The sequence below is a fragment of the Pseudoduganella sp. R-34 genome (genome assembly GCF_049904655.1).
Taxonomy (GTDB): domain Bacteria; phylum Pseudomonadota; class Gammaproteobacteria; order Burkholderiales; family Burkholderiaceae_D; genus Rugamonas.
On the sequence record NZ_CP184572.1, the window covers coordinates 4974959 to 4996943 of the forward strand.

General features: G+C 64.9%; 17 protein-coding genes. 3 read left to right on the forward strand and 14 right to left on the reverse strand.

The annotated features are described in order from the left end of the window. Positions 1–13: 13 nt before the first annotated feature. From tssA to ACN9MW_RS22860, 7 genes are all read right to left on the reverse strand, one after another. Complete coding sequence (gene tssA / locus ACN9MW_RS22830) at positions 14–898, reverse strand: type VI secretion system protein TssA (RefSeq protein WP_426162974.1); 885 nt, start codon at positions 896–898, stop codon at positions 14–16. A 9-nt stretch (positions 899–907) separates the two neighbouring features. Beyond that, on the reverse strand, positions 908–3505 hold the full coding sequence (tssH, locus tag ACN9MW_RS22835) for a type VI secretion system ATPase TssH (protein WP_426162976.1): 2598 nt from the start codon (positions 3503–3505) through the stop codon (positions 908–910). After that, positions 3502–3960 (reverse strand): type VI secretion system baseplate subunit TssE, encoded by a 459-nt coding sequence (tssE, locus tag ACN9MW_RS22840; protein WP_426162979.1) that lies wholly within the window; start codon positions 3958–3960, stop codon positions 3502–3504. Before tssE ends, tssH begins: the two co-directional genes overlap by 4 nt. Before the next feature lie 63 nt (positions 3961–4023). Continuing rightward, positions 4024–4515 carry an Hcp family type VI secretion system effector gene (locus ACN9MW_RS22845; protein WP_426162981.1) on the reverse strand — a complete coding sequence of 164 codons (492 nt, stop codon included), beginning with the start codon at positions 4513–4515 and terminating at the stop codon, positions 4024–4026. 14 nt (positions 4516–4529) lie between these two features. Further along, on the reverse strand, positions 4530–6011 hold the full coding sequence (gene tssC / locus ACN9MW_RS22850; RefSeq protein ID WP_426162983.1) for a type VI secretion system contractile sheath large subunit: 1482 nt from the start codon (positions 6009–6011) through the stop codon (positions 4530–4532). Next, positions 6012–6506 (reverse strand): type VI secretion system contractile sheath small subunit, encoded by a 495-nt coding sequence (gene tssB, locus ACN9MW_RS22855; protein ID WP_426162985.1) that lies wholly within the window; start codon positions 6504–6506, stop codon positions 6012–6014. 10 nt (positions 6507–6516) lie between these two features. Beyond that, complete coding sequence (locus tag ACN9MW_RS22860; RefSeq protein WP_426162988.1) at positions 6517–7098, reverse strand: tetratricopeptide repeat protein; 582 nt, start codon at positions 7096–7098, stop codon at positions 6517–6519. Positions 7099–7262: 164 nt separating this feature from the next. On the opposite strand from ACN9MW_RS22860, the gene tssK reads away from it, so the two are divergent. Both tssK and icmH read left to right on the forward strand, forming a co-directional pair. Continuing rightward, positions 7263–8567 carry a type VI secretion system baseplate subunit TssK gene (gene tssK / locus ACN9MW_RS22865; protein WP_426162990.1) on the forward strand — a complete coding sequence of 435 codons (1305 nt, stop codon included), beginning with the start codon at positions 7263–7265 and terminating at the stop codon, positions 8565–8567. Beyond that, positions 8564–9310: a type IVB secretion system protein IcmH/DotU gene (gene icmH / locus ACN9MW_RS22870; RefSeq protein WP_426162992.1), complete on the forward strand. Its 747-nt coding sequence runs from the start codon at positions 8564–8566 to the stop codon at positions 9308–9310. Before tssK ends, icmH begins: the two co-directional genes overlap by 4 nt. Here the strand turns inward: icmH and ACN9MW_RS22875 are convergent. The 4 genes from ACN9MW_RS22875 to ACN9MW_RS22890 all read right to left on the reverse strand — a co-directional run bounded on the left by ACN9MW_RS22875 (position 9307) and on the right by ACN9MW_RS22890 (position 15367). Next, the gene (locus ACN9MW_RS22875) at positions 9307–10053 is read right to left on the reverse strand and encodes an OmpA family protein (protein WP_426162994.1); all 747 of its coding nucleotides are present in this window, start codon (positions 10051–10053) and stop codon (positions 9307–9309) included. The two genes, icmH and ACN9MW_RS22875, sit on opposite strands and share 4 nt — an antisense overlap. A gap of 14 nt (positions 10054–10067) precedes the next feature. Then, a complete protein-coding gene (tagF, locus tag ACN9MW_RS22880; RefSeq protein WP_426162997.1) occupies positions 10068–11024 on the reverse strand; it encodes a type VI secretion system-associated protein TagF in 957 nt (318 codons plus the stop codon). Next, on the reverse strand, positions 11021–14584 hold the full coding sequence (gene tssM / locus ACN9MW_RS22885; protein WP_426163000.1) for a type VI secretion system membrane subunit TssM: 3564 nt from the start codon (positions 14582–14584) through the stop codon (positions 11021–11023). The genes tagF and tssM overlap by 4 nt, the downstream gene beginning before the upstream one ends. A 69-nt stretch (positions 14585–14653) precedes the next feature. Next, complete coding sequence (locus tag ACN9MW_RS22890; protein ID WP_426163002.1) at positions 14654–15367, reverse strand: M15 family metallopeptidase; 714 nt, start codon at positions 15365–15367, stop codon at positions 14654–14656. A gap of 102 nt (positions 15368–15469) precedes the next feature. On the opposite strand from ACN9MW_RS22890, the gene ACN9MW_RS22895 reads away from it, so the two are divergent. Beyond that, a complete protein-coding gene (locus ACN9MW_RS22895) occupies positions 15470–16045 on the forward strand; it encodes a hypothetical protein (protein WP_426163004.1) in 576 nt (191 codons plus the stop codon). Here ACN9MW_RS22895 and ACN9MW_RS22900 read toward each other — a convergent pair. From ACN9MW_RS22900 to ACN9MW_RS22910, 3 genes are read right to left on the reverse strand one after another with little or no spacing between them, the layout of a single operon-like run. Beyond that, positions 16026–16790, reverse strand: a complete 765-nt coding sequence (locus tag ACN9MW_RS22900; RefSeq protein WP_426163006.1) for an alpha/beta fold hydrolase — start codon at positions 16788–16790, stop codon at positions 16026–16028. The genes ACN9MW_RS22895 and ACN9MW_RS22900 overlap by 20 nt on opposite strands. 9 nt (positions 16791–16799) lie before the next feature. Then, positions 16800–20030: a DUF748 domain-containing protein gene (locus ACN9MW_RS22905; RefSeq protein WP_426163008.1), complete on the reverse strand. Its 3231-nt coding sequence runs from the start codon at positions 20028–20030 to the stop codon at positions 16800–16802. Further along, positions 20027–21967, reverse strand: a complete 1941-nt coding sequence (locus tag ACN9MW_RS22910) for a DUF6351 family protein (RefSeq protein WP_426163011.1) — start codon at positions 21965–21967, stop codon at positions 20027–20029. The genes ACN9MW_RS22905 and ACN9MW_RS22910 overlap by 4 nt, the downstream gene beginning before the upstream one ends. Between the last annotated feature and the right edge of the window lie 18 nt (positions 21968–21985).

Consider the following 21985-nt stretch of genomic DNA (forward strand, 5'->3'; position numbering starts at 1 on the left):
CGCGGATCATACACTAGGCCGGCGGCGCGGCGCCCAGCAGTTCGTCCAGCTGCGCGATCTGCGCCGGGTCCTTGACCACGGCGCGCAGCCATTCGTGCAGCGGCAGGCTGCCCCAGTTGGCGGCCTTCTCCGCCAGGTAGGCGACGGGGCTGTGCGGCTCGGTGCGACGGAAGAATTCAGCCACCAGTCGCAATTGCGCCAGTGCGTGCTCGCGGGTCTGCGGCATCGCCGGCAGGCTTTGCACGCCCACGCTGGCGACGACCATGCTCCCGCTGGCCGCGCCGCTGCCTGCCGCGCTGTCGGCCGAGGGCAGCCTGCGCGCTGCATCGTCGACTGCTCTTTGCACCGCATCCCGTGCCGGCCCGAACGCCGGGCCGGCCGCGCCAAGGCGGGCGTCGACCGCTTCCTGCAGCTGCTGCAAGGCAGCCAGGCAATGGCGCGCATCCTGCAGGCCAGCATCCGCATCGCTGACTGGCGGGAAGTCTTTCACCAGCGCCGGCGTGCGCCCCAGCAGCCACGCCAGGTTGCCGCTGCGCAGCTCATGCTCGCCATCCTCCGGCAAGGGATGCACATGCTCCCAGAAGCGTTCGCACAAGCCGGCCAGCAGCAGGAAGCCATCGCCCAGGCCGCGCATGCCGTGGGTGTGTGCGCGCGCCTCCGCCAGCCACGCAGCCAGCCGCAAGTCCTTGCTGCGTGAGCGCAGCAACTCGGCGCAGCGGCTGGCCACCAGCGGCCAGTCCGCGCTATGCAGCGGTGTCGCCCATTCGCCCTGCTCCAGCGTGGGATCGTCCTGCCGCCTTGCCGCAGCTATGGCGTCCATGCAGGCATCAAACGAGACATCCTCGCCGCAAGGCTGGGCGACGCTGAGCGGCACCAGCAAGTCCTCATTCGTGAACATACGGCCTCCTTATTTGGCGCTAATCCTGAACTGGCCCTGGCGCGTTACGCCCGCCTTCACCTTCGTCACCGGCATGCCTTCCGCCATGCGCGCCAGCAGCATATCGGCCACGCCCGGCAGCAAGCTGCCGTGCAGGATGCTGTCGATATTGCGGGCGCCGGAATCGGTCTCGGTGCAGCGTGCCAGCACTGCCTGCACCAGCGCATCGTCCCAGCAGAATTCGGCGTGGTGGTTTTCGCCGATGCGCTGGCCGATCCGGCCCAGCTTCAGCGCAATGACCTGGGCCAGGGCTTCATCCGAAATCGGATAGTAGGGCACCACTTGCAGGCGTCCGAGGAAGGCCGGCTTGAAATGCCGCACCAGCTGCGGCCGCAGCAGCGCGTCGAGTTCCTCAGGCGTCGGCAGCGGCGCCTCGCCCCGGTTCAGGCAGGCCTGCATGATGGCGCCCGACCCGAGGTTGGACGTCAGGACGATGACCGCGTTGCTGAAGTCGACCATCTGCCCTTCCGAGTCCTCCAGCATGCCCCGGTCGAACACTTGATAGAAAAGTTCCAGCACGTCCGGGTGCGCCTTGTCGGCCTCGTCGAGCAGCACCACGCAGTAGGGGTTGCGCCGCACCGCCTCGGTCAGCACCCCGCCCTCGCCATAACCGATATATCCGGGCGGGGAACCTTTCAGGCCTGCCACACTATGCGCCTCCTGGTATTCGCTCATGTTGATGGTCACCAGCTTGCGCTCGCCGCCGTACAGGAGGTCGGCCAATGCCAGTGCGGTTTCCGTCTTGCCTACTCCGGAGGGACCCGTCAGAAGGAAAACGCCCTTGGGCTTGCGCGGATCATCAAGCCCGGCACGCGCAGTGCGCATGCGCTGCACAATGGTCTCGACGGCGTGCGGCTGCCCCAGCACGCGCGACTCCAGCGCAGGCTTGAGCTGCTGCACGGCGCGGATTTCGTCGCGCAGCATGCGGCCTACCGGGATTCCGGTCCATGCAGCGACCACACCGGCCACGACGTGGCGGTCAACCTCCAGCGGAACCAGGGGAGACTCGCGCTGGATTGCGTTCAGCTCCTGTTGCGCGCTCACCGCAGCGGCGGCATCGCCCTCGTGGCGCAGCGCCATCACCCGGGCGCACAGTTCGCGCTCATGCTCATGGCGGGCGGCCAATTCCGCGTGCCAGGCCTGGAGGCTGCCCCGCTCGTCGCGCAATGCCGACAGTGCCGATGGCCCGGCATCGGCGGCAGTTGCCGCATCGCGTTCCAGCGCCGCGATGCGCACCGACAGCCGTTCGATCTGGCAAGCTGCATCTTCCAGCAAGGCGGGCGATGCGCACTGGCCCAGCGCCACGCGGGCGCACGCGGTATCGAGCACGCCGACCGCCTTGTCCGGCAGCTGGCGGCTGTTGATGTAGCGATGCGCCAGGCGCACTGCCGCCGTCACGGCGTCGTCGCGCACGCGCACGCCGAAATGCCGTTCCATCAGCGGCACCATGGCCCGCAGCATGCCGGCGGCCGTTTCTTCGTCCGGCTCCTCGACCTTGACCACCTGGAAGCGGCGTGCCAGGGCGGCGTCCTTCTCGACATAGCGTTTGTACTCGCTCCAGGTCGTCGCGGCAATCGTGCGCATCTCGCCGCGTGCCAGGACCGGCTTCAGCAGGTTGGCTGCATCGCCCTGCCCGGCGCTGCCGCCGGCGCCAATCAAGGTGTGCGCCTCGTCGATGAACAGAACGATGGGGTGCGGGCTGCGGCGCACTTCCTCGATCACGTTTTTCAGGCGGGCTTCGAACTCTCCGCGCACGCTGGCGCCGGCCTGCAGCAGCGCCAGGTCCAGTGCGTGCAAGGCAACGTTGCGCAACGGCGGCGGCACCTCGCCGGCTGCGATGCGCAAAGCCAGTCCTTCCACCACGGCCGTCTTGCCGACGCCGGCTTCGCCGGTCAGGATCGGGTTGTTCTGGCGCCGGCGCAGCAGGATGTCCATCAGTTGCCTTACCTCCGCAGCGCGGCCGACGACAGGATCGAGCTTGCCGTCGCGCGCCAGTTGGCACAGGTTGACCGTGTACTGTGCCAGCGCCGGCGACGAGGGAGGCACGGCCTGCTGCGCGCCAACATCATGCGTTGCGGCCGGCACCGCCGCCTCTGCCGAACCGGCAACATACTTTTCCATGCGGTGCTTCAACCCATCGACCGGAAAGCGGGCGAACAGGCCCGAGATCCGCGCCGCCTGCTGCGACAGTTCCGACTCGGTCAGAAGAGCGAGCAGCAGGTGGCAACTGCGCACCTGGTCCGGCTGCGGCAACGCCAGCGAGGCAATCAGCCAGGCATGTTCCAGCATTATCTGCAGGCGCCGCGCGAATACCGGAACGCGCGTCGCGGCAATGCGGACGCTGGCCAGTTCGCACCGCAAATCGGCTTCCAGCGCGGTGGCGCTGACGTCGCTGCGGCGCGCAATGACCAGCAGGTCGCATTCCGGCTGCTCCAGCAGCGCAAGCAAGAGGTGCTCGACATCGACTTCGCCGTGTCCCATGCCGATGGCAATATTGGCGGCGCGCGTTGCGGCAGTACGGCAGGCGTCGTTCAGCTTTCCAATCAGGGTTTTCAGTTGAATGCTCATGCAATGGCTCCGCGCTTGATGGAATAATGCAGCGATGACGGTTGCAAGGCCGCGCTGAAGCTCACGGCTTCGTTGGCGCCATTTGCCCGCAACATGCCGGAAATGACGATGTCGATGCGATTGACGGTGCCGCTGCGCTCGGCCAGCGTAACCTGCACATTGCACAGCCGCGGCTCGTGGCGTTCGACTGCCTGGCGGATGCTGCCGCAGATGCGCTGACTGTCCTCGCTGCCGCTATGAGACAAGCCGGCGAAATCGGCGAGTCCGAAGTTCAGGATCGAGCGCGCACATTCCGGATAGGACTGCAACAGCTGCTGCGGCAGCGCGCTGCGCGTGTTGAGCAGCGCCTCCAGGTCGCGCGCTACGCTCTCCTTCAACTGCTCCTGCGTCAGGAAACGCCCGCCAGGATGGTTCCCCAGCAAACGGTCCAGCAAGCCTGGCCGGTAACCCTCCATGCCGCACCTCCCCAAAAAAGCGGCTGCAGCACGTGCGCACCGCAGCCGCAACTCCCTCCAAAATCATGCAATACGGTTGGTCGCCAGGTCCCAGCCGCCGGACGTATTGCCGCCCATCCCGCCCGAAACGCGCTGCTGCGTGTATTTCCAGCGCACTTTCGAGAATTTGAATCCCACCTCCTCGGTCATGATGTCGCCCTCGCTGACCGATGGAGATACAGCGCCAATGAGCACGTTATCGAGTTCGATTTCAAAGTACTTGACCCGCTCGCCCTGCGCATCGGCGCGCATGAATTCCAGCTTGGCCTTGGGAATGGTGCGGCCTGCGGAGCAGGTCTGCAGCAGGATCGGCGAAGCCAGGTCGGCCAGCTTGGTGATCACCACGTCGCGGTGCTCGCAGCGTTCGGCCGTATGGCCGCCACCTGTGGAAGAAGTGGCCGAACGCGGTTGCTCCACCGACCAACTGACCGATTTGCATTCTATCCAGTCCTTGTGACGGTCATCGGTCGACTCCCCCTTGATGCCATCGATATGCAGGTACACGTCAATTGCCATTGCAATGCTCCTTCTCAGTAGTTGGTGGTTTGCGGCAGTTCCGCCACGAGGCGGAGGGAAACGGTCAGCTCGTCGAGCTGAAAATGGGGGCGCAGGAAGCTGACGGCGCGGAACACGCCTGGCCGCCCGGGCACCTCGCTGACCTGGACCGAAGCTTCACGCAGAGGGAACTGCGCCTTCTGTTCCTGGCTGGCGTTATCGTCCAGCAGCACGTACTTCATCAGCCAGCGGTTCAGGAAGTCTTCTACATTCGAAGCGGCTGCAAAGCTGCCGATCTTGTCGCGCATCATGGCCTTCATGTAGTGCGCGATGCGCGACACGGCGAAGATGTATTGCAGTTGCGAGGACAGCACGGCATTGGCGTTGGCCGCGTCGGAACTGTAGCGCATGGCCTTCTGCGCCGATTGCGCGCCGAAGAAGGCGGCGTAGGCGGTGTTCTTGCAGTGGACCAGGGAGATGAAACCGAGGTCGCTCAGTTCCTTTTCGCGCCGGTCGGTGATGGCCACTTCGGTCGGGCATTTCAGCGCCACCTCGCCTTCGTCGGTCTTGAAGGTGTGGGTCGGCAGGTCGTCAACCAGGCCGCCACCCTCCACGCCGCGGATGGCGGCGCACCAGCCGAATTCCTCGTGGGCCTTGGTCAGCCTGGCGCCAAAGGCGTAGGCGGCATTGCACCACAGGTATTTGTGGTGATCGCGGCCATCCACGTCCTCCACGAAGTTGAAGCCTTCCACCGTGGTGCCGTCGACCGGATTGAAAGGCATGCGGCCAAGGAAGCGCGGCAGCGTCAGGCCGACGTAGCGCGCGTCTTCGGATTCGCGGAAGGCTTTCCACTTCGCGTATTCCACGGTGTCGAATACCTTGGCCAGGTCGCGCGGCTTGCCAAGGTCGCCGTAGCTCTCCAGTCCGAACAGCTCGGGCGAAGCGGCGCTGATGAATGGCGCGTGCGCCGCGGCAGCCAGGTGCGACATCTGTTCGATGAAGTAGATATCCTCGGGCTGCCGCGAGATCTCGAAGTCCCCCAGCAGCGCCGCATAAGGTGAGCCACCAAAGGTGCCAAATTCCTCCTCGTAGACTTTCTTGAAGATGGTGCTCTGGTCGAAATCGAGCGCACTCTGGAAGTCACGCACCAGTTCGCGCTTGGTGGCGTTCAGCAGACGGATTTTCAGCGTAGGCCCGGTCGCAGTGCTGCGCACCAGGTAATGCAGGCCGGTCCAGCTTTGTTCGAGCTTCTGGAATTCAGGCGCATGCATGATGGCGCTTAATTGCTCCGAGATCACGCGGTCCAGCTCAGCCACGCGCGCATCGATGGTAGCCGACAGGTTATGCGACAGCTGCACGCTGCCCTGGACCACCTGCCGCGCCAGTTCGCCGATGATGTCGCGGGCGCGTTCGTGTTCGCTGCTGGATTTGGCTACCCTGCTTTCCTCGACGATACGGTCGAGCAGGTCGCAATCTTCGATCGCACTCGCCGCTGCAGCCTTCATTTGCGCGCTCATTCAGTCCTCCTTGGGCGCGATGGCCGCCAGGTTTTCAGTGCTTTGCAGCACGTTCGTCAGCAAGTCCTCCAGCCTGTCGTTGCCGGCCAGCTTGTTGCGCAGGTCTGCCAGCTTGCTGCGCGCTTCCAGCAGCTTGCCAAGCGGTTCGACCTGGCGCACGATGGCTTCCGGGCGAAAGTCCTGCATCGATCCGAAGCGCAGCTCTACCGGGAACTCGCCCTGCCCGCCGAGGCGGTTCTGCACCTGGAAGTTCAGCACCGGGCTCACGCCGGCCAGCACCTCGTCGAAGTTGTCGCTGTCGATGTTGACGAAGTTGCGCTCCTTCAGCCGCTTCTGCGGAACCTCCGGGTTGCCGCCAAAGTCGCCCATGACGCCGACCACGAAGGGCAACTCCTTGTTCTCCAAGTCGCCGCCAACTTCAACGTCGTAGGTCATCTGCACGCGTGGCGGGCGGACTTTGGCCAGGCGCTTCTGCACGCTGTCACGATTTGCCATTGCCTGCTCCTTATTTGAGTGCGCCGAATGGATCGGCGGTGGTGGAAGGGTTGGGTGCCGAGCGCGACGCCGGCAGCTTGATCGGAGGCGCCGTCTTTTTCGGCTGGCGCGCACTTCCGGCCACTGGAACCAGGACGTCTTCCCCGAGCGTATTGCGCAGCGTACGCGCCAGTTCCTGCGCTTCGCTGCGCACCGACCCGCCAAGGCTGCTTTGCTGGTTCAGTTCCGCCAGCGAACGGGTTGACAGGCGCAGGCCGGCGACGGCGATGATGCTGAGGGCTTGTTTGTCGGCTGGATCGCGCTGCAGCGCTTCCTGCGCTTGCACGATGGCGTCGCTGTAATTGCCGCGGTCAAATCGCATCTGCGCCATTTGCAGCCAGGGCGCTTTCTCGGCGGGGTAGCTTGTGGCGGCTGCCTTCAGCGCCGCGTGCGATTTCTCATGCTGGCCCGCCGCAGCAGCGCGGTCGGCATCTGCCAGCATTTTTTCCAGTGTCTGGTGGCTGGCCCTGTCGGCGCCCTGCAGCGGCGCATCAACGGCGCATCCGGCCAGCGTGGCCGCGCCAATCAATACTGCGGTCAATGATCTGCGCATCGTTCTCTCCTTCCGCAAAGTGAAGGCCATTATTGAATCGATGCGCATTCCCGCCATTGCGTTGTCTCAAAGGCCGCCGACATCGCCGCGCCGCTGTTTGCGCCCGCGCAAACGCTGGCTGCACGCGGCCAGTTTTAATGGATACCTCAACCAAGGAGGCCGGCATGACACTACCTGCAAAGATCCTCTGGAGCGAAGGCTTGTTCCTGCGTCCGCAACACTTCCAGCAGCAGGACCGCTATCACGAAGCGCGCATGCACGCGACCGTTCTGGCCGCGCAGCCGATGCTGTGGGGCGTGCAAACGGTGGAGTGGGACACGGCGGCACTGGTGAACGGCAAGCTGCGCGTGCTGGCCTTGCGCGCGATCTTCCCCGAAGGCGGGATATTCGACGCTCCCGCCAGCGACCCGCTGCCGCCAGCCATCGACCTCGCCAGCGTGCCGGCCGAGGTGCAGGAAGTCTGCTATCACGCCGCCCTGCCATCGCAGGACGCCGACCGCTTCCAGCAGTCCGAGCGCGAGACGGCGGACCTGTTCAGCGATGCTCTGCCTGCCGGGCTGACCTACCTGCGCAAGCAGGTGCGACTGGTATCGGACCTCGAACCCCGCGGCGCCTATGACAGTTTTCCCTTGCTGCGGCTGCGCCGCGTCGTATCCGGCTGCTTCGAGATCGATCCATCCTTCATGCCGCCCTCGCTGTCCATCAACGCGACGCCGCGCCTCAAGCTCCTGCTCGACCAGCTGATGGACGCGCTGCAGGCCAAGGTCAACGCCTTGCAGGGCCACATGCGGGAGCCGAGCCGCAATGTGATCGAGTTCCGCAGCGGCGACGTATCGTCATTCTGGCTGCTGCACACGGTCTCCACGTCGGCGGCAACCTTGCTGCACCTGCTGCGCCACCCGTCGCTCCATCCGGAACGCCTGTACCAGGCCATGCTCGGCCTTGCCGGCGGGCTGATGACGTACTCGCGCCTGGTCCACCTTGGCACCCTGCCTTCCTACGACCATGCCGCCCCCAGCACGCCTTTCCTGCAGCTCGATGCCCTGATCCGGGAGCTTCTCGACACGGTGATATCGGCGCGCTACTTCGCCGTCGCCTTGCGCGAGGATAAACCCGGCTACCACATCGGCAAACTCGATTCGGGCAAGATCGGCGCCGGCGCCACCCTCTATCTCGCCATTGCCGCGGCCATACCGGTACTTGAGCTGGTCGAGGCAGTGCCGCTGCGCGTCAAGGCCGGTGCGCCGGACGACGTGGAGCAATGCGTGCTTTCCGCCATGCCGGGCGTGAAACTGGTGCACGCACCGCAGGTCCCTTCCGCCATTCCGGTGCGTCCCGACACCTGCTACTTTGCGCTGGAAAACCGCGGCGTGCTGTATGAGCAGATGCTCAAGGCGCAATCGATTTCCATCTATGTCCCTGCGGGGATCAAGGAACTGCGGCTTGAACTGCTGGTGGTGACGGCATGAGCCATTTCATCGAACGGCGCGCCGCGCCCCCGCAACAACGCGTCCCGGCCCTGGTGGACCTGATGCACGAAGGTTTCCACATGCTGTCCTTGCTGCGCCACGGCAGCGCGCCTCCCGGCGAGACCGAGTTCGCCGCCGCCATCCGCAGCTTCCTCGACGAACTTGGCAGCCATGCACGCGAACTGCACATCGCAGCCGAAGACATCGACGCCGCGAAGTACGCCTTCTGCGCCGCGCTGGACGAGACCATCCTGGCGTCCGCATTTCCCTTGCGCGACGCCTGGGAGCGCAGGCCCTTGCAGTTGCTGCTGTTCGGCGACCAGTTGGCGGGCGAGCATTTCTTCGACAAGCTGGAACAGCTTCGCCTCAGCGGCAGCGAAAGGCTGCAGGCGCTGCAGGTATTCCATATGTGCCTGCTGCTTGGCTTCAAGGGCCGTTATGCCCTGGACAATGCCGACCGCCTTTCCTACCTCACTGCCCGCCTGGGGGACGAGATAGCGCACCTGCGCGGCAAGGAAAAGGGCTTTGCCCCGCGCGCCGCGCGGCCGGACAATATCGCGCACAAACTGCAAAGCAATGCGCCGCTCTGGATCGCGGGCGGCGTCTTCGCCCTGGCCGCACTGGCCTCTTTCTGCGCCATGCGCTATTCGCTCGCCAGTTCCACCAGTACCACGCTGGCGGCCTACCAGGACGTTGTCAGGCAGCCGCCGCGACCGGCCACCCTAGCCATGACCCTGCCCTAGTCCGCGACCCGGAACTCGATGCGCCGGTTGCGCGCACGCCCTTCTGGGCTGGCGTTGTCTGCCACCGGCTGGTCCGGGCCTGCACCCGCAACCGCGATGCTGGCTGCCGCAATGCCCTTGGCCGCAAGATAGCTGCGCACCGCGCCGGCGCGGGCCAGGCTTAGCGACAGGTTGCCCTCACGCGTTCCGGTATTGTCCGTGTGGCCGATCACTTCAACCTTGCGGCCGCCGATCTGTCCCAGGACGGCCGCCATTTCGTCGAGGATCAGCATGCCGGAAGGGCGAAGCACCGCTTGCCCGCTTTCGAATTCGATGATGCGCCGAGCCAGAGCAGTATCGAGCATCTTTTGCGCCGGGGCGTTGACGCGCAAGCCGTTGCTGATCGTATAGGTTGGATTGAGGCTGTTGGCAAGGTCGCTGGCCACCTGCTGCCGCAGCGCCTCGTTCGCGACATCGCCGCGGATTCCAACCCGGTTGCCTTCCACCGTCAACTGGCCCTGGGTCACCTGCTTCAGTGGCTCGGCAAGCAGCTTCTGCATATGCGCGCTCCAATTGGGCGGCGCCACCACGCTGCCGACCGCAAGCTGGTCGACTACCCGCGCAGCGCCATACAGGGCCCGCGCCCGCTGCAAGATGGCCGCCCTGGTCGCTTCGTCGGGCACGGTGCCCGATACGATGACCGGCGCAAGTTGCGCGAACGCTGGCGTGCAGGCCAGGAAAAGGACCAGGGCCGACTTGCGCATGGCAGGCTCCCTTATCAGCAGAAGGTTTCATGGAACAGCTGCATGGCAACGGGCAGGCCAAGCTGCCCCTGTTCCAGGCATGCCGAGAGGCGCTGCAAGGGAGCATCGCCATGGGCCGCGGCTTCGGCCCACGCGCAGTCGCCAAGCACCACCATGCCATCCTGCCCCGCCTCCGGATCTATCACGGAATACAGGCTGGCCGGGTTGGCGCCATCGAGCCCGAGGACCAGCGACGGCTGCCCGGCGACAGGCGCGAGGAACATCGCAATTTCGAGGTCCTGGCGCGCCAGCAACGGCGCAGCCAACGACATCCAGAAGGCGGCAACCGGCGCACGCAATACTGCGTCGCGCGGCAAAGGCAGCGCCAGGCTGCGCGCGGTGACCGGAGGGTGTTCGCTGAGCGGCGACAACAGCAAACCCAATGCCAGCAGCAGGTTCCGTACCGGCATGCTTCCCTGCTGCGCCGCCAGCGAATTTTCCAGGCTGTCCAGGCAGGCGTGCGCAAGGTAGTCATCCAGTGAAGCTTGCGCCGGCGCCAGCTCGCGCAAGGCCACAGGCAAGATGCCGTCGACAGGCCGGGTGGCTGCAGCAGTGGCTGCACCGGCTGCGACAGCCAGGCCCTCCCATGCCGGCGCCAGCGCCAGCGGGCTGCAGGGAAGAAAATCGCGCGGCTTTGCGACCTGGTGCACCGCCATGCAAGTGAAAGGAAAACGGCGTTCGGACTGGTCCCGGCTGGCCAGCAGACGTCCGCAGACAACCTGGCGCGAGCGCGTGCCGATAAACGCAAAGTCCAGCGGAGGGCATGCGTCGTAATGCTGGCGCCAACGCGGATTACCGGCGAGGCGCTGCATGACAGCTGCCAGCCACTGGTCCATCAACTCCACCAATACCTGGTCGCCGGGCGAGCGCACAAAATCAGCGCATCCAGGCAGCTTGCCGAAATAGGCGACGCGCTGTGACTGGGCGTTCATGGCGCGCTTCCTTTGCCGACCACTACCTCGGGCAAGCGCATGCCCCGGAATCCGCCGTCGCCCTGTACGCTCCCGGGCGTGCTGGTGATGCGCAAGTCCACCGCGACCATCACGCTGCCGCTGTTCCAGCGCAGTTCATGCACACCCTCTTCCTTGCGCGTGCGAGCGGCGGAATCGATCATCCGCCGCAGCCCGGTGGCACCGCTCTCGCTAAACAGCTCTACCACCTTTCCGTCCGGCGTGACACCGCTGATGCGCACGCCGCTGCTTCCCTGCGGCCCCGGGTAAACCATGTTCGCCCATTGCGGCACGCCGTTGCGAAAGCGCAGCAACTGGCCGTCTATCTCGATCGAATATTCTGCCAACCCGGTGCCGGCATGCGGCAAGAGCTGGAAGACCGTTTGCGTAGAGGAGGCAACCCCGCCCGCCGCCACTGGCGCCATCCAGGCCGGAAAGCGCTGCAAGGCCTGCGGCGCAAAGTTGATGCCCATGTCGGCCCAGGTCCGCGGAGCCAGCACGTCGCCGCGCCGCACGACCAGCGCCCCCAGCGCGCTGCCGGCAAACTTTGCGATTGCGCCGTCCGGTCCGAACACCTGGCCAATCTCCGCCTGGCTCGCTTCTGCGCTACCGGCGGGGGCGAAAGGGAACTTTCCCGCGAGCGTACGGTTGAACGGCTCGTAGACCTGCGCCTGCCAGGTCTTGTTGATCTCGGCCTCCGCCGGAGCGACCAGCCCCGCAAAGACCTGCATCAAGGGTCGCACCAGCAGCGGCCGCACCGCCTGCCTTTGCGCCTCTCCCAGCCCCGCCATCATCTGTTCATCGACATGGCGCAACGCATCGGCCAGTTCGGAACCCGAGCCCTCCAGCGTTTGCTGCATCAGCTGCCTGGCGCCCGGGCCTGGGTCGCCCTGGTTGCGGATGCCGTTGAGGCGTGCGCGCAGCCGCGAAAGATGGTCGAGGTAGGTCCGCATCTGCGAGCCATCCCTGTCACGCGCTGCCAGCAAGCCGGCCACCGGCGCAAATTCGCGGCCCAGCGCGCCGGCCTGCGGCAACGAGGCCGCAACCACGCCTGCGGTTGGCGTGCGCTCGAACAGCTGCGCCTTGAACCAGTGCGCCAGGCCCTGCTCCGCCTGTTGCGCGCCGGCCGCAGCCAGGCCCGGATTGTCCCACCCCGTCTGCGCCACCACGGTGCTCCAGACCTTCAGCAGCGGCGAGATGGCAGGGTCGCCCAGGCGGTTCATGGCCTCGACCGTATGCGAAAAGTCGGGCATTGCGGCAATCGCGACGCCTTGCAGGAAGGCTTGCCACTCCTTGGCGTATTCCGCCTTGTAGCTGTCGGTCAGCGCCTTTTGCACCTGTTCTGGACTGCCCTCCAGCGTCAGGTCCGTGCGCTCCTCCGTTTTCAGCACCCAGTCACGCGATTGCAGCGCGCTGTTTGCTGCCTCGCGGATCGCAGCGCGGACGTAGCCCTCCCATGCCTCGCGCGTGAACGCGCCCGATACGGCATGGCTGCCCTGCACCAGCTCCCGATCCTGCTCCCCGACAATGCGCGCCACCGTCATCGCTGGATAGCGCGTGCTGGCGCGCGCCTTGATCTCGGCATACACGCGCTCCCGCGCCGTCATGCCGCGCACCACCTGGCGCAATTGCTCGCGCGCCGTATCGACCAGCGCCAGCTTGGGTTCGATGCGCGGCCAGGCCGGATCGTTCAACTGCGAAAGGTAAAACGATAACAAGCCTTCCCCACTGCGCAATAGCTGTTCGCGCGGCATGGCGCCGCGGTTGGCCTCAAGCCAGCTGCGCCAGTGGCGCGTAAGCTGGTCACCCAGATGGCCGGTTTCCGCATGCTCCTTATCGGCCAGCATCAGGTAGGTTTTCAGCGCGTTATAGGAGTCCTCGACATTGCTCGCCTCGCGCTGGCCAAGGGCGAACAATTGCGTTTCCAGGCTGGCTGCGACAGGCTTGAGCAGGATTTCAGCCATCCCCTTGAAGTACTCGCTGCGCAGCTTGCGGCCCAGCACCTCGCCCTGATAAAGGCCCATGCCCAGCAGCCATGGCGATTCGCGGTCCAGCGTATCCAGTTGCCCGATCCGGTCTTGCAAGAGCTGCAGCGCTTCAAGGCGCGATTGCAGGTCCGGGCGTTGCGCCTGCAGCTTGACAGCCTTGTCCAGGTCCGCCGCCGCATTGGCGACTAGCTGCGCGTTGCCCGAATACGACCAGGTCCATGCGCCAAGCGCCACGCCGAGCAGCAGGATCGCCACGGCAAAGCCGCCGTTGCGCAACAGCCGCTGCCTGCGCGTCGCATATTGGGAGACCAGGTCCTTGTCGGCGAAGATCACCTCACGGAAAAGACGGGGCAGGAAATATCCGGCTTGCGTCCCCGTTCCCATGCGAGGCTCCGGCTCGGCGGGTCGAGTCAGTCCGAAGCGCTGCGCAACCCGCAGCGACTGCGCGCACAGCGGCTGTCCTTCCTGCAACGCGCTGGTAAAGTAGTATCCCCGGAACAAGGGGCGGAACTGGAAAGGATTGTCTTCAAACAGCGTGGCCAAGAAGGCTTTCAACGGTGCGCGCAACGCCGCGAACTCCAGCGGGAAGGTATGCACGCCGGCGGGCACCAGCTCGCGGCGGCGCTGGGCCATGGTGGCGATCCCCATTTCGCGCAGTCCTTCGCATAACTCGTCGAAACTCTGCTCGAAGAAGGCCAGCATGTCGCGGCAGCCGGCCTTCTGCCGGAAAGGCATTGTGGCCCCCCAGGGCCGCTCGCGCTCGGCCACCTCCGCGTCCATGAAGAAGTCAGCAAACCCGGCCACCAGGTCGGCCTTGGTGAACATCACATACACTGGCGCGAACACTTCGAGTTTCTCGATCAGGTCCTGCACGCGCTGGCGCAAACTGCGCGCAAGCTGCAATACCGACTCGGTGTCGTCGCCGCGCAACTCGGCGATGCTGACCGCGATGATGATGCCGTTGACGGGCGCCCGTGGCCGGTGCTTCTTCAACAAGCCGAGGAAGCCATGCCACTCTTCCCGGTCCACGGCCTGTACCGCGTAGCGGCCGGCGGTATCAAGCAGGATGCCTTCGGCGGTAAAGAACCAGTCGCACTGGCGCGTCCCGCCGACGCCCTGGACCGCCTTTGGATCGGCGAACGGAAACTGCAGGCCGGACTGGGTGATCGCGCTGCTTTTGCCGGCGGCCGGATTGCCGATCACCATATACCAGGGCAGTTCGTACAAGGCGCGTGCTCCGCTTGCTCGGCCCAGGCGCGAATTCCTGATCGTGGCGACGGCTTCCAGCATGGCGCTGCGAACGGCATTCAGGTCGGCCTCGGCGCGCGTTTCCGCGGCCGGCGGTGGTTCGGCTTCACGCCGGTGAGAGAGGTAGCGGCGGCCGCCCCGCACGGCCAGCGCCAGCAATGCGACCGCCGCGGTAGCGGCCAGCGCCCACACCAGCGCCAGTTGCAAGAGTTCTGCGCCAAGCAGGAATAGTCCCGCCAGCAATGCGAAGGCCAGGACATTCAGGGTGCGCCTGTCGGTGAGCAGGTACCAGGTTCGTTGCAGCATGATGGACCCGAAAAGGGAGGCAGGTTGGCCGATGTTGCCACCAAGCCGGGCGCCGCTTCTTGAGCCTCCTCAAGCCCTGGTTTCGAGTACGCGCAATTCGGTGTGGCCAAAGTCCATCATGGCCCAGCGGCCTCCCCACACCAGCCCTATCGCTTCCGCCGCTTCGCCATACAGCTGGTAGCCGCGCATGGCCCAGGGATCGCGTTCGCTGATGACCAGCTTTCCTTCACGGATAAAGCCGCAATCGGCGGCCAGCCCGAACTGGTGGTAGCTCTGGAAGGCGCGCGCGTTGCTGACATGGCCGCCCGCCGCGGCCAGCCGGTCCTGCCGTTCAGGGCTGCGGTAACCTTCCAGAAGTGCCATCTCGTAGCCGTGCCGATCGCGCATGACATTGAACACCAACAGCAGGCGCTGCGCGAAATCCTTGTCCAACCGGTGCCAGTCGCGATCGGCCTGCGACAGCATCGGCCGCAGCAACTCCACTTCCGCCGTGGCGAAAGCCGGCGGCGGCAACGGGAGTGGCGGCACCAGTTGTTCGCCTTGCAGCAAGGCGGCAATTTGCGGATCGGCAGGCCGGCTGCTGTCGTCGAACGCCGGCAGCATCTGGCGTGGACGCAGCAGGCGCACCAGCAATGGCGGCGCGGCTGCCAGCAGCGCAGTCGCGACACCACTCAACAGCATGCGCCGCTGGCGTGGGCTGGGCCGGCGCTTTGGCGGAAATAGCAACAGCCAGCCCGCGGCGCTGGCCGCGACGAAAATGCCCGCAACGATAAATGGCAACATGGTGCGATCCATCAATACGAAAGCGCATTTGGCGCGCGACACTGGAATCCTATGCCGCCCCGCAATCGGACGGGTCGAGCGAAATCAAGCTTGGGAGGACTTATGCGGCCGGACTTGTTTACAGGCCCCGCGCAGCGGGACGATCGCCATCGCATCCTGGCGCGGCTGGCCAATGGCGGCAGCGTGCCAGTCCCGGCCCGCCAATGGAGCGGGTGGAGTGCGGCGCAGCGCGCCCGTCTGGCGGCCATCGCGACGCTGCTCGCCGTTGCCGCCGCAAGCTGGGCCTGGCTTCAGGATGGCAGCCCGGTCCATGGGCCTACGCCGGAACTGCCGCCGGTATCGGCGTTGCCGGCCGCACCATCGCAGGCCTCAACGCCGGGGCACGCCGAGCGCGATGCCGCGTCGTCCCAGGCTGCGACGATCGTCAACGCTGTGGCGCCGCAGGGCGAACCTGCCGTCACACCGCAACTGTCCACGCCCGGCTTGACCACCACCGGGCCATCCCTCCCGACCGTAAAGCCGGCGCACCCACGTTCCGCCAAGGCGCCAGGTGCGCCGCGCAGGCAGCAGCAAGCCGCAACCGCGCTACCGGAAAGCGATGAAGACGTCACCCTGCTGGCGGCAATGCTCAAGCATGCCAAGCCGCAGAAGCCTTCTCCTACCCCGCCAAAGGATTGATGAAAGCCGCCATGGCCTGCAAGGCGGCATCCGGCTGTTCGATGTGTGGGCTATGGCCGCAGCCGGGCAAGAGCAGCTGGCGGGCGCCAGGCGTGCCCCTTTCAATGGCATCGAGTTGCGCGCCGGAGCCGTAATGATCTTCGCTGCCCTGCATTGCCAGCAACGGACAGGCTATCGCCGGCAGCAGGTATTCGATATTCCATTGCCTGAACCAGGGCGACAGCCAGGTATCGGCCCAGGAGAAAAACACTTGCTCGGCCTTGTCGCCGTGATAGCGCGCCAGTGCCCGCATCTTGCCGGCGCTGTGGGCCGCCAGCACTGTTTGGATGCCCTCGATCGTCACGTCTTCGACAAACACGTGCGCAGCAGCGGTGAGCACCCCGCGCAAGCCCTGCGGCCGTCCCGCCGCATAGATCAAGGCAATGCTGCCGCCATCCGAGTGTCCTACCACGATATGTTCGCGGCCCGGTGCCAGGCGCTCCATCACTGCCGGCAGTTCGGCCAGCGCAAACTGGTGCAGGTAATGAATGCTGCGCAGCGCCGGTTGCGGCGAAGACTGCCCGTATCCCTGGCGCTCGTAGACCATTCCTGCGCATCCCGTGGCGGCACAGAGCCGCTCCGGGAATTCCTTCCACATCCTGATGCAGCCGAGGCCTTCGTGCAGGAACACCAGCAATGGCTTGCTCAGATCGCCCTCGATCATCTCATAATGCAGTTGCGCGCTACCCAGTTCCAGCGTTGGCATGCGTGGCTCCTAGTGCAAGGCAAAGTCGACGCGGGCAGCGGCACCGGCTTTGGGCGCAACAAGGAAGATGCGTTCCGGCGGCACCTGGCCCTGCTTTACCAGCCAGTCCTTGGCCGCCTGCGCACGGCGGTTGCCGAGGGTGATGAAATCGTCCTGTTCCAGCTTGGTATTGGCCATCATCAGCTTTTCCATTTCATCCGCAGGGAGCGATTTGGCAAAGCCCAGCGCGTTGCGCGGCTTGACGAAGGTCTCGTCCTTGTAGGCACGCTCCAGCAAGCCGGCGTATTCCTCCCTGGCCACCATTACCCCGCCTTCCGTCAGCGCCGCACCGCGCGCCTGCAGGTCGCGCGTCTTGAGCTGGCGCAGCTTGCGTTCCAGCGCCACGTGCTTGAGCGCTTCCAGTTCCGCCGCGTCATCGAAGCGGCCGGTAATATCCAGCTTCAAGCCAGGGCGCTCGGTCAGCGCCTTGGCCAGCGACTTCAGCTTGCCTTCCGATGCGGGCAGCAGCGCAGCGCGCCCCTGGTCGAATTCCAGCATCGACAACTCCTCGCCGCCGCCAAACAGGGAGCCTATCAGGGCGAATGGCGAAGTGACGGTCTTCATGATGGCGTTGCCGATCACCTTGAGGATGATCCCGCCCAGCGAGAACTGAGGATCGTCCAGCGATCCGCCAATCGGCACGTTGATATCGATCACGCCATTGCGGTCGCTAAGCAGTGCCACCGCCAGGTTCACGGGCAGCCTGGTGGCGTCAGGGTTCGTGCTCTCCTTGCCGAAAGTGAGCTGATCGAGCACCAGGCGATTCTCGGCTTTCAACTGGCGGTTCTGCAGCGCGTAGGCCACCTCGAACGTCATCTTGCCTTTCTCGATGCCATAACCAACGTATTTGTCCGCATACGCCGACAGCTGCGACAGTTCCATGCCGCGCACCTCCGCGCGCAGGTCCAGCGAAAGCTCCTGCTTCAGCGGGTGCACACGGCCGGCGATCAGCAGCGGCGCGCCGCTGACGTTGCCGCGCAGGTCTACGTTTGCATCATGCGCCGGATCCGACGACAGGCCGCTTACCGTGCCACCCAGGTCCTTCAGGTTGGCCGTGTAGTTTGGCTTGATGAAATTGTCGGTAAAGCGCACGCGCCCGCCGGAAAGCAGCACCTTGCCAATGCGGATCGGCGGCAGCGGTTCCGCAGACTTGGCCGCAGTCGCCTTGGGCGCAGCAGGCGCGGCGGCTGGCGGCGGCGCTGCCTGCGCCACCTCTTTCGCCCTGGCCTTGGCATCCTTGACTGCCTCGGCGCGCGTGCCCGCCTCGGTCAGGCTCTTGCCCTCTTCGCCTTCCTTGCGCATCACGTCTTGCACGTTCAGGCGGCCGTTCGGGTCGATGATGACGCGGGCGAAGAAATCATCCAGCGCCACGCGGTCGATGTTCAGGGTGAACGGTTTGAAGTTCACCTCCATGCCGCCAAAGGCCAGCGTTTTCCAGCTCAGGAAGTCGTTCGAGCTCGATTTGTCGACAGTGGAAAGCCGGTTCACGCTGACGTCGCCCTTGAAACCGCCGGCCACCGCACCGTCCTTGCCCGTTTCAAGCCGCAGGCGCGCCTTGCTGGAAACGTCAGCCTGCAACAGGCGCAGGTTGACGTAATCGGTGACATAAGGCTGCAAAGGCAGCAGGTCGAAATTCTTCAGCTCCAGCGCCAGATCCGCACTCAGCGGAGATGGCGCAAGCTTGCCCTTGATTTCCAGCTCGCCTTTATTGACGGCGGTTCTCAGCGCCACTTCGGAAGCCGCGCCCGGTGCGTTGGAATAGCCTTCAACGGTCAGAGACAGCGGCGACAGCTTGAACACGGTCGGTTCGTCACGCAGGTCCTCACGCAACTTCGCATCCCAGTCGGCAATCTCCACCTTGCCGATCCTGATCTGCGTCGTGCCTTCGCCTGCCGGCTTGGCTGCCGCCTGGTCGCCGGCTGGCTTGCCGGCCTGCTTACCCTGGTGGACGTCGATTTGCGCACTGCTCGAATTGACAGACGCGATGTCCAGCGTATGTTTGGCGCCGTCGAAAGCGATATCCTGCACAAGCAGCCCGAATTTCGCCAGGTCGGCGCGCAGGTTGCCCTGCGGCGTATCATCGGCATAGCGCAGCGCCGCCCCGTTGACAGCCAGTTCCTTGAGCAGCACGACCGGCCCGGTGGCTACCGGCTTGGCCGCAGGCACAGGCGCATCTGCCGGCGCAGGGGCGACGGCAGGCAGCAACTGATCCAGGTTCAGCACCCCATCCTTGCTGCGTTTGACATCGAGTTCCAGCCCATCGATGCCGACCTTCGCGATCTCGAAACGCTGCGCCAGCAGGTCCAGCTTGCCCAGCTTGACCTTCAGGGCGTCCAGCCTGGCCACTTGCGTGCCGTCGAGCTGCTGCAACTGCGCACCGGACAACGTCGCCTCCCCGCCCAACACCAGCGATGCCGGTTTTTCCTTTGGCTGCACCACGGTCAGGCTAAGCTGCGCCTCCAGGTGTGCCGACGGCAGCATGAAGCCCGGCTTGAACGGCAGGTACCCCAGGTAGCTGGTCAGGTCGGCCTTATCGAGCTTCAGGTCCAGCGCATAGTCTTTCGGCTCGGCGAACGGACGCGCCTTGCCCTTCAGGAGCAGCGGCGCGCCATTGATATTGGCGCTGAACAGCGGCTCCACGAAAATCGTCACATCCGCGGGAAGCGAGGAGACAAACGGTAAACCCAGTTTCAGGTCCTGCACCTTATGCGTCACTCCAGCCGGTTTGTCATCGAAGGACAAGCTGCCCTCCTCCAGCTGGATGTTATTGACCGAGAAGCGCGCCGGCTCAGGCGACGGCGGCTGGCTCGCGATCAGTTTCAGGATGTCGTCGATGTTGTAGCGGTTATCGGCGTTGCGCGCCAGGTGCACATAAGGCCTGGTCAGCCGGATTTCCTGCACGACTGGCGCCATTTTCGTGACGGATTGCCACGACAGGTCCGCTCCCAGCCGGTCAAAGCTGGCAAAAACAGTGCTGCCATCCTGCTCCATCATCTTCAGGCCGCGCACCGAGGCGGCCAGCGTAAACGGATTGAACGAGACTTCCTCGATGCTGAGCTGGCGATGCAGTTTTTCCGAGGCCTGCTTGGCCGCTTGTGACTTGACGATAGCCGGCACGGCGAGGAAGCCGATGCCGGTGTAGGCAAGCAGCAGCCCGGCCAGGGTGCCGGGAACAAGGTATTTCAATGGTGGGATCTTCATAACCCGTTATTGTAATCGCACACGCCTTGCGGGAAGATCCGGGAGAGCCACGCTTTTTGCGCATCGCTGAACCTTATTGCAGGCCCATAAGTCCCGTCAGTATAGGCCTTCGCAAGGGGTTTCAGCCGGCATTTGAAGGTGTCGCCACGGATCGATTCGCCGGCCACCATGCGCGGGCTGGCATGGATCGGGAAAGCCTGCGTGCAGGCGCCAGGCTTGCCGCCATCCAGGATGCCGGCCCAGGCCTGCGGACCGGAAGCCAGCACGGTGCCGGCGCTGTCCACGCAGCGGTCGGCAAATTCGGCCGGCGCGCCGCCGCTGGAAAGATACTTGTCCAGCACCGATACCGCCTGCATCACCTGCCCCGAAAGATCCGTGTCCGGCCTTGCAAACCAGACAACCTGCCGCTTTGCTTCGCCCGGGTTAGCCGCCAGCAGGCGGGCGCGAATCGAAAACGCCTGCCTTGCATTGTGCATGTCCAGTTCCGCCTCGCGGTACGGACGCAGGTCGATCATCGGTATGCCAAGCCGCTTGCCGGTGAACACATGGCCGGAATCGAATGCCGCGCGTATCGCCCCCTGGTTGCCCTCCCGGCGCTGCGCCGGTGTCCCGGCCGGATCGCGGCAAGCCGCGCTACGGTGCATATTGGCCGAATCGAAAGGATCGCTGTCAGGCTTATACGGCACGAAATCGCGCTGTTCCTTCCAGCTTCCGGCGCAGGCGTTCAGCCGCAGGAATTCATCGGCACCAAGTTTGCCCGCTACCAGCGCGGCAAGGCCATACTGCACTCCCACATTGTCCAGCGGGATCGGCGCGAACCCTTCTGCATCCGAACCATAGAACTCCTCCAGATCGTTCCAGTGCGTCCACTTCACGCCGGCGAAAGCTTCCGGCGCATAACCATAAAAGGCAATGGCCTTGTCGAATTTACTGTCGCGGAAATGCGGGTTCAGCACCGTCGGCATCGCAAAGCGCCAGCCATTGATGCACTCGGTGGTGCCGGGCTTGCCGGTAAAAGGATTCTTCACGGTGTCGCTGGCATTCATGCCCTGCACCAGCGACTGGCGGCTCCAGGTCGCCCACGGCGAATTGGGATCGCGCGCCACCTCGTCGCGGAAGTATTGCCCCAGCAAGGGGCAGTCGGAAACCGGTATCGACTGCGTCACCATGTCCGGATAGGACTGCACCGGAATGCCCGCATCAAGCAGGCCGGGGCGATTTTGCGCAAACATGTACTGCTGGACCGCCCCACCCGAGCCACCGATGCCGATCGTATACAGCGGCTTGCCGTACTTCTCGACGAAGTAAGCCTTGGTCTGCGCCGCCGTCTCCTCGGCCAGCCGCATATTGTAGTGAACGCCGCTCTCGTTGCCGGAGGAATTGGCGATCGCATAGCCCTGCGCCAGCAGCTTCGGCATCAACTGCTTCTCCGAGCCGTTCAAGGCATCGCTGAACCACATTGCCGTGCCTTGCTGGTGGCCGATGCCGACACCGCCGCGCATCCAGTAAACCAGCTTGTGGTTCCAGGGCGCACGCTCAAGCATCGCAATCGTGTAGATGAAACGGTTGATGGTGCCGGCCTCCACGCGCACCACAAACGGCACCACCGTGCCATTCACGACTACCGTCTTGAGATCGGCAGGTGGCGATTGGTAGCCGTTCCCGATATCAAACGGCTTGAAGCCCGTGCCGGTGTAGTAAAAATGCTGGATGCGCGGCTTGATGGCGCACTGGCTGCTGTAACCGGCCAGCTTGCCGGCGTCATCGCGCACGGGATGGCCGATGCCCTGCTGGTTATCGACCAGGGGCTGGCCGAGGCCCGACTCCACCGTCCGGCAAATGAAGGGTTGCTGCTGGCGTGGTTGCTCGTGCGATTGCGGGGTGCTGCATCCTGCCAGGGTGATAGCCGTCACGACGGCCAATATCCAAGCTTTCATGGCGCCTCCTCCTTGCCA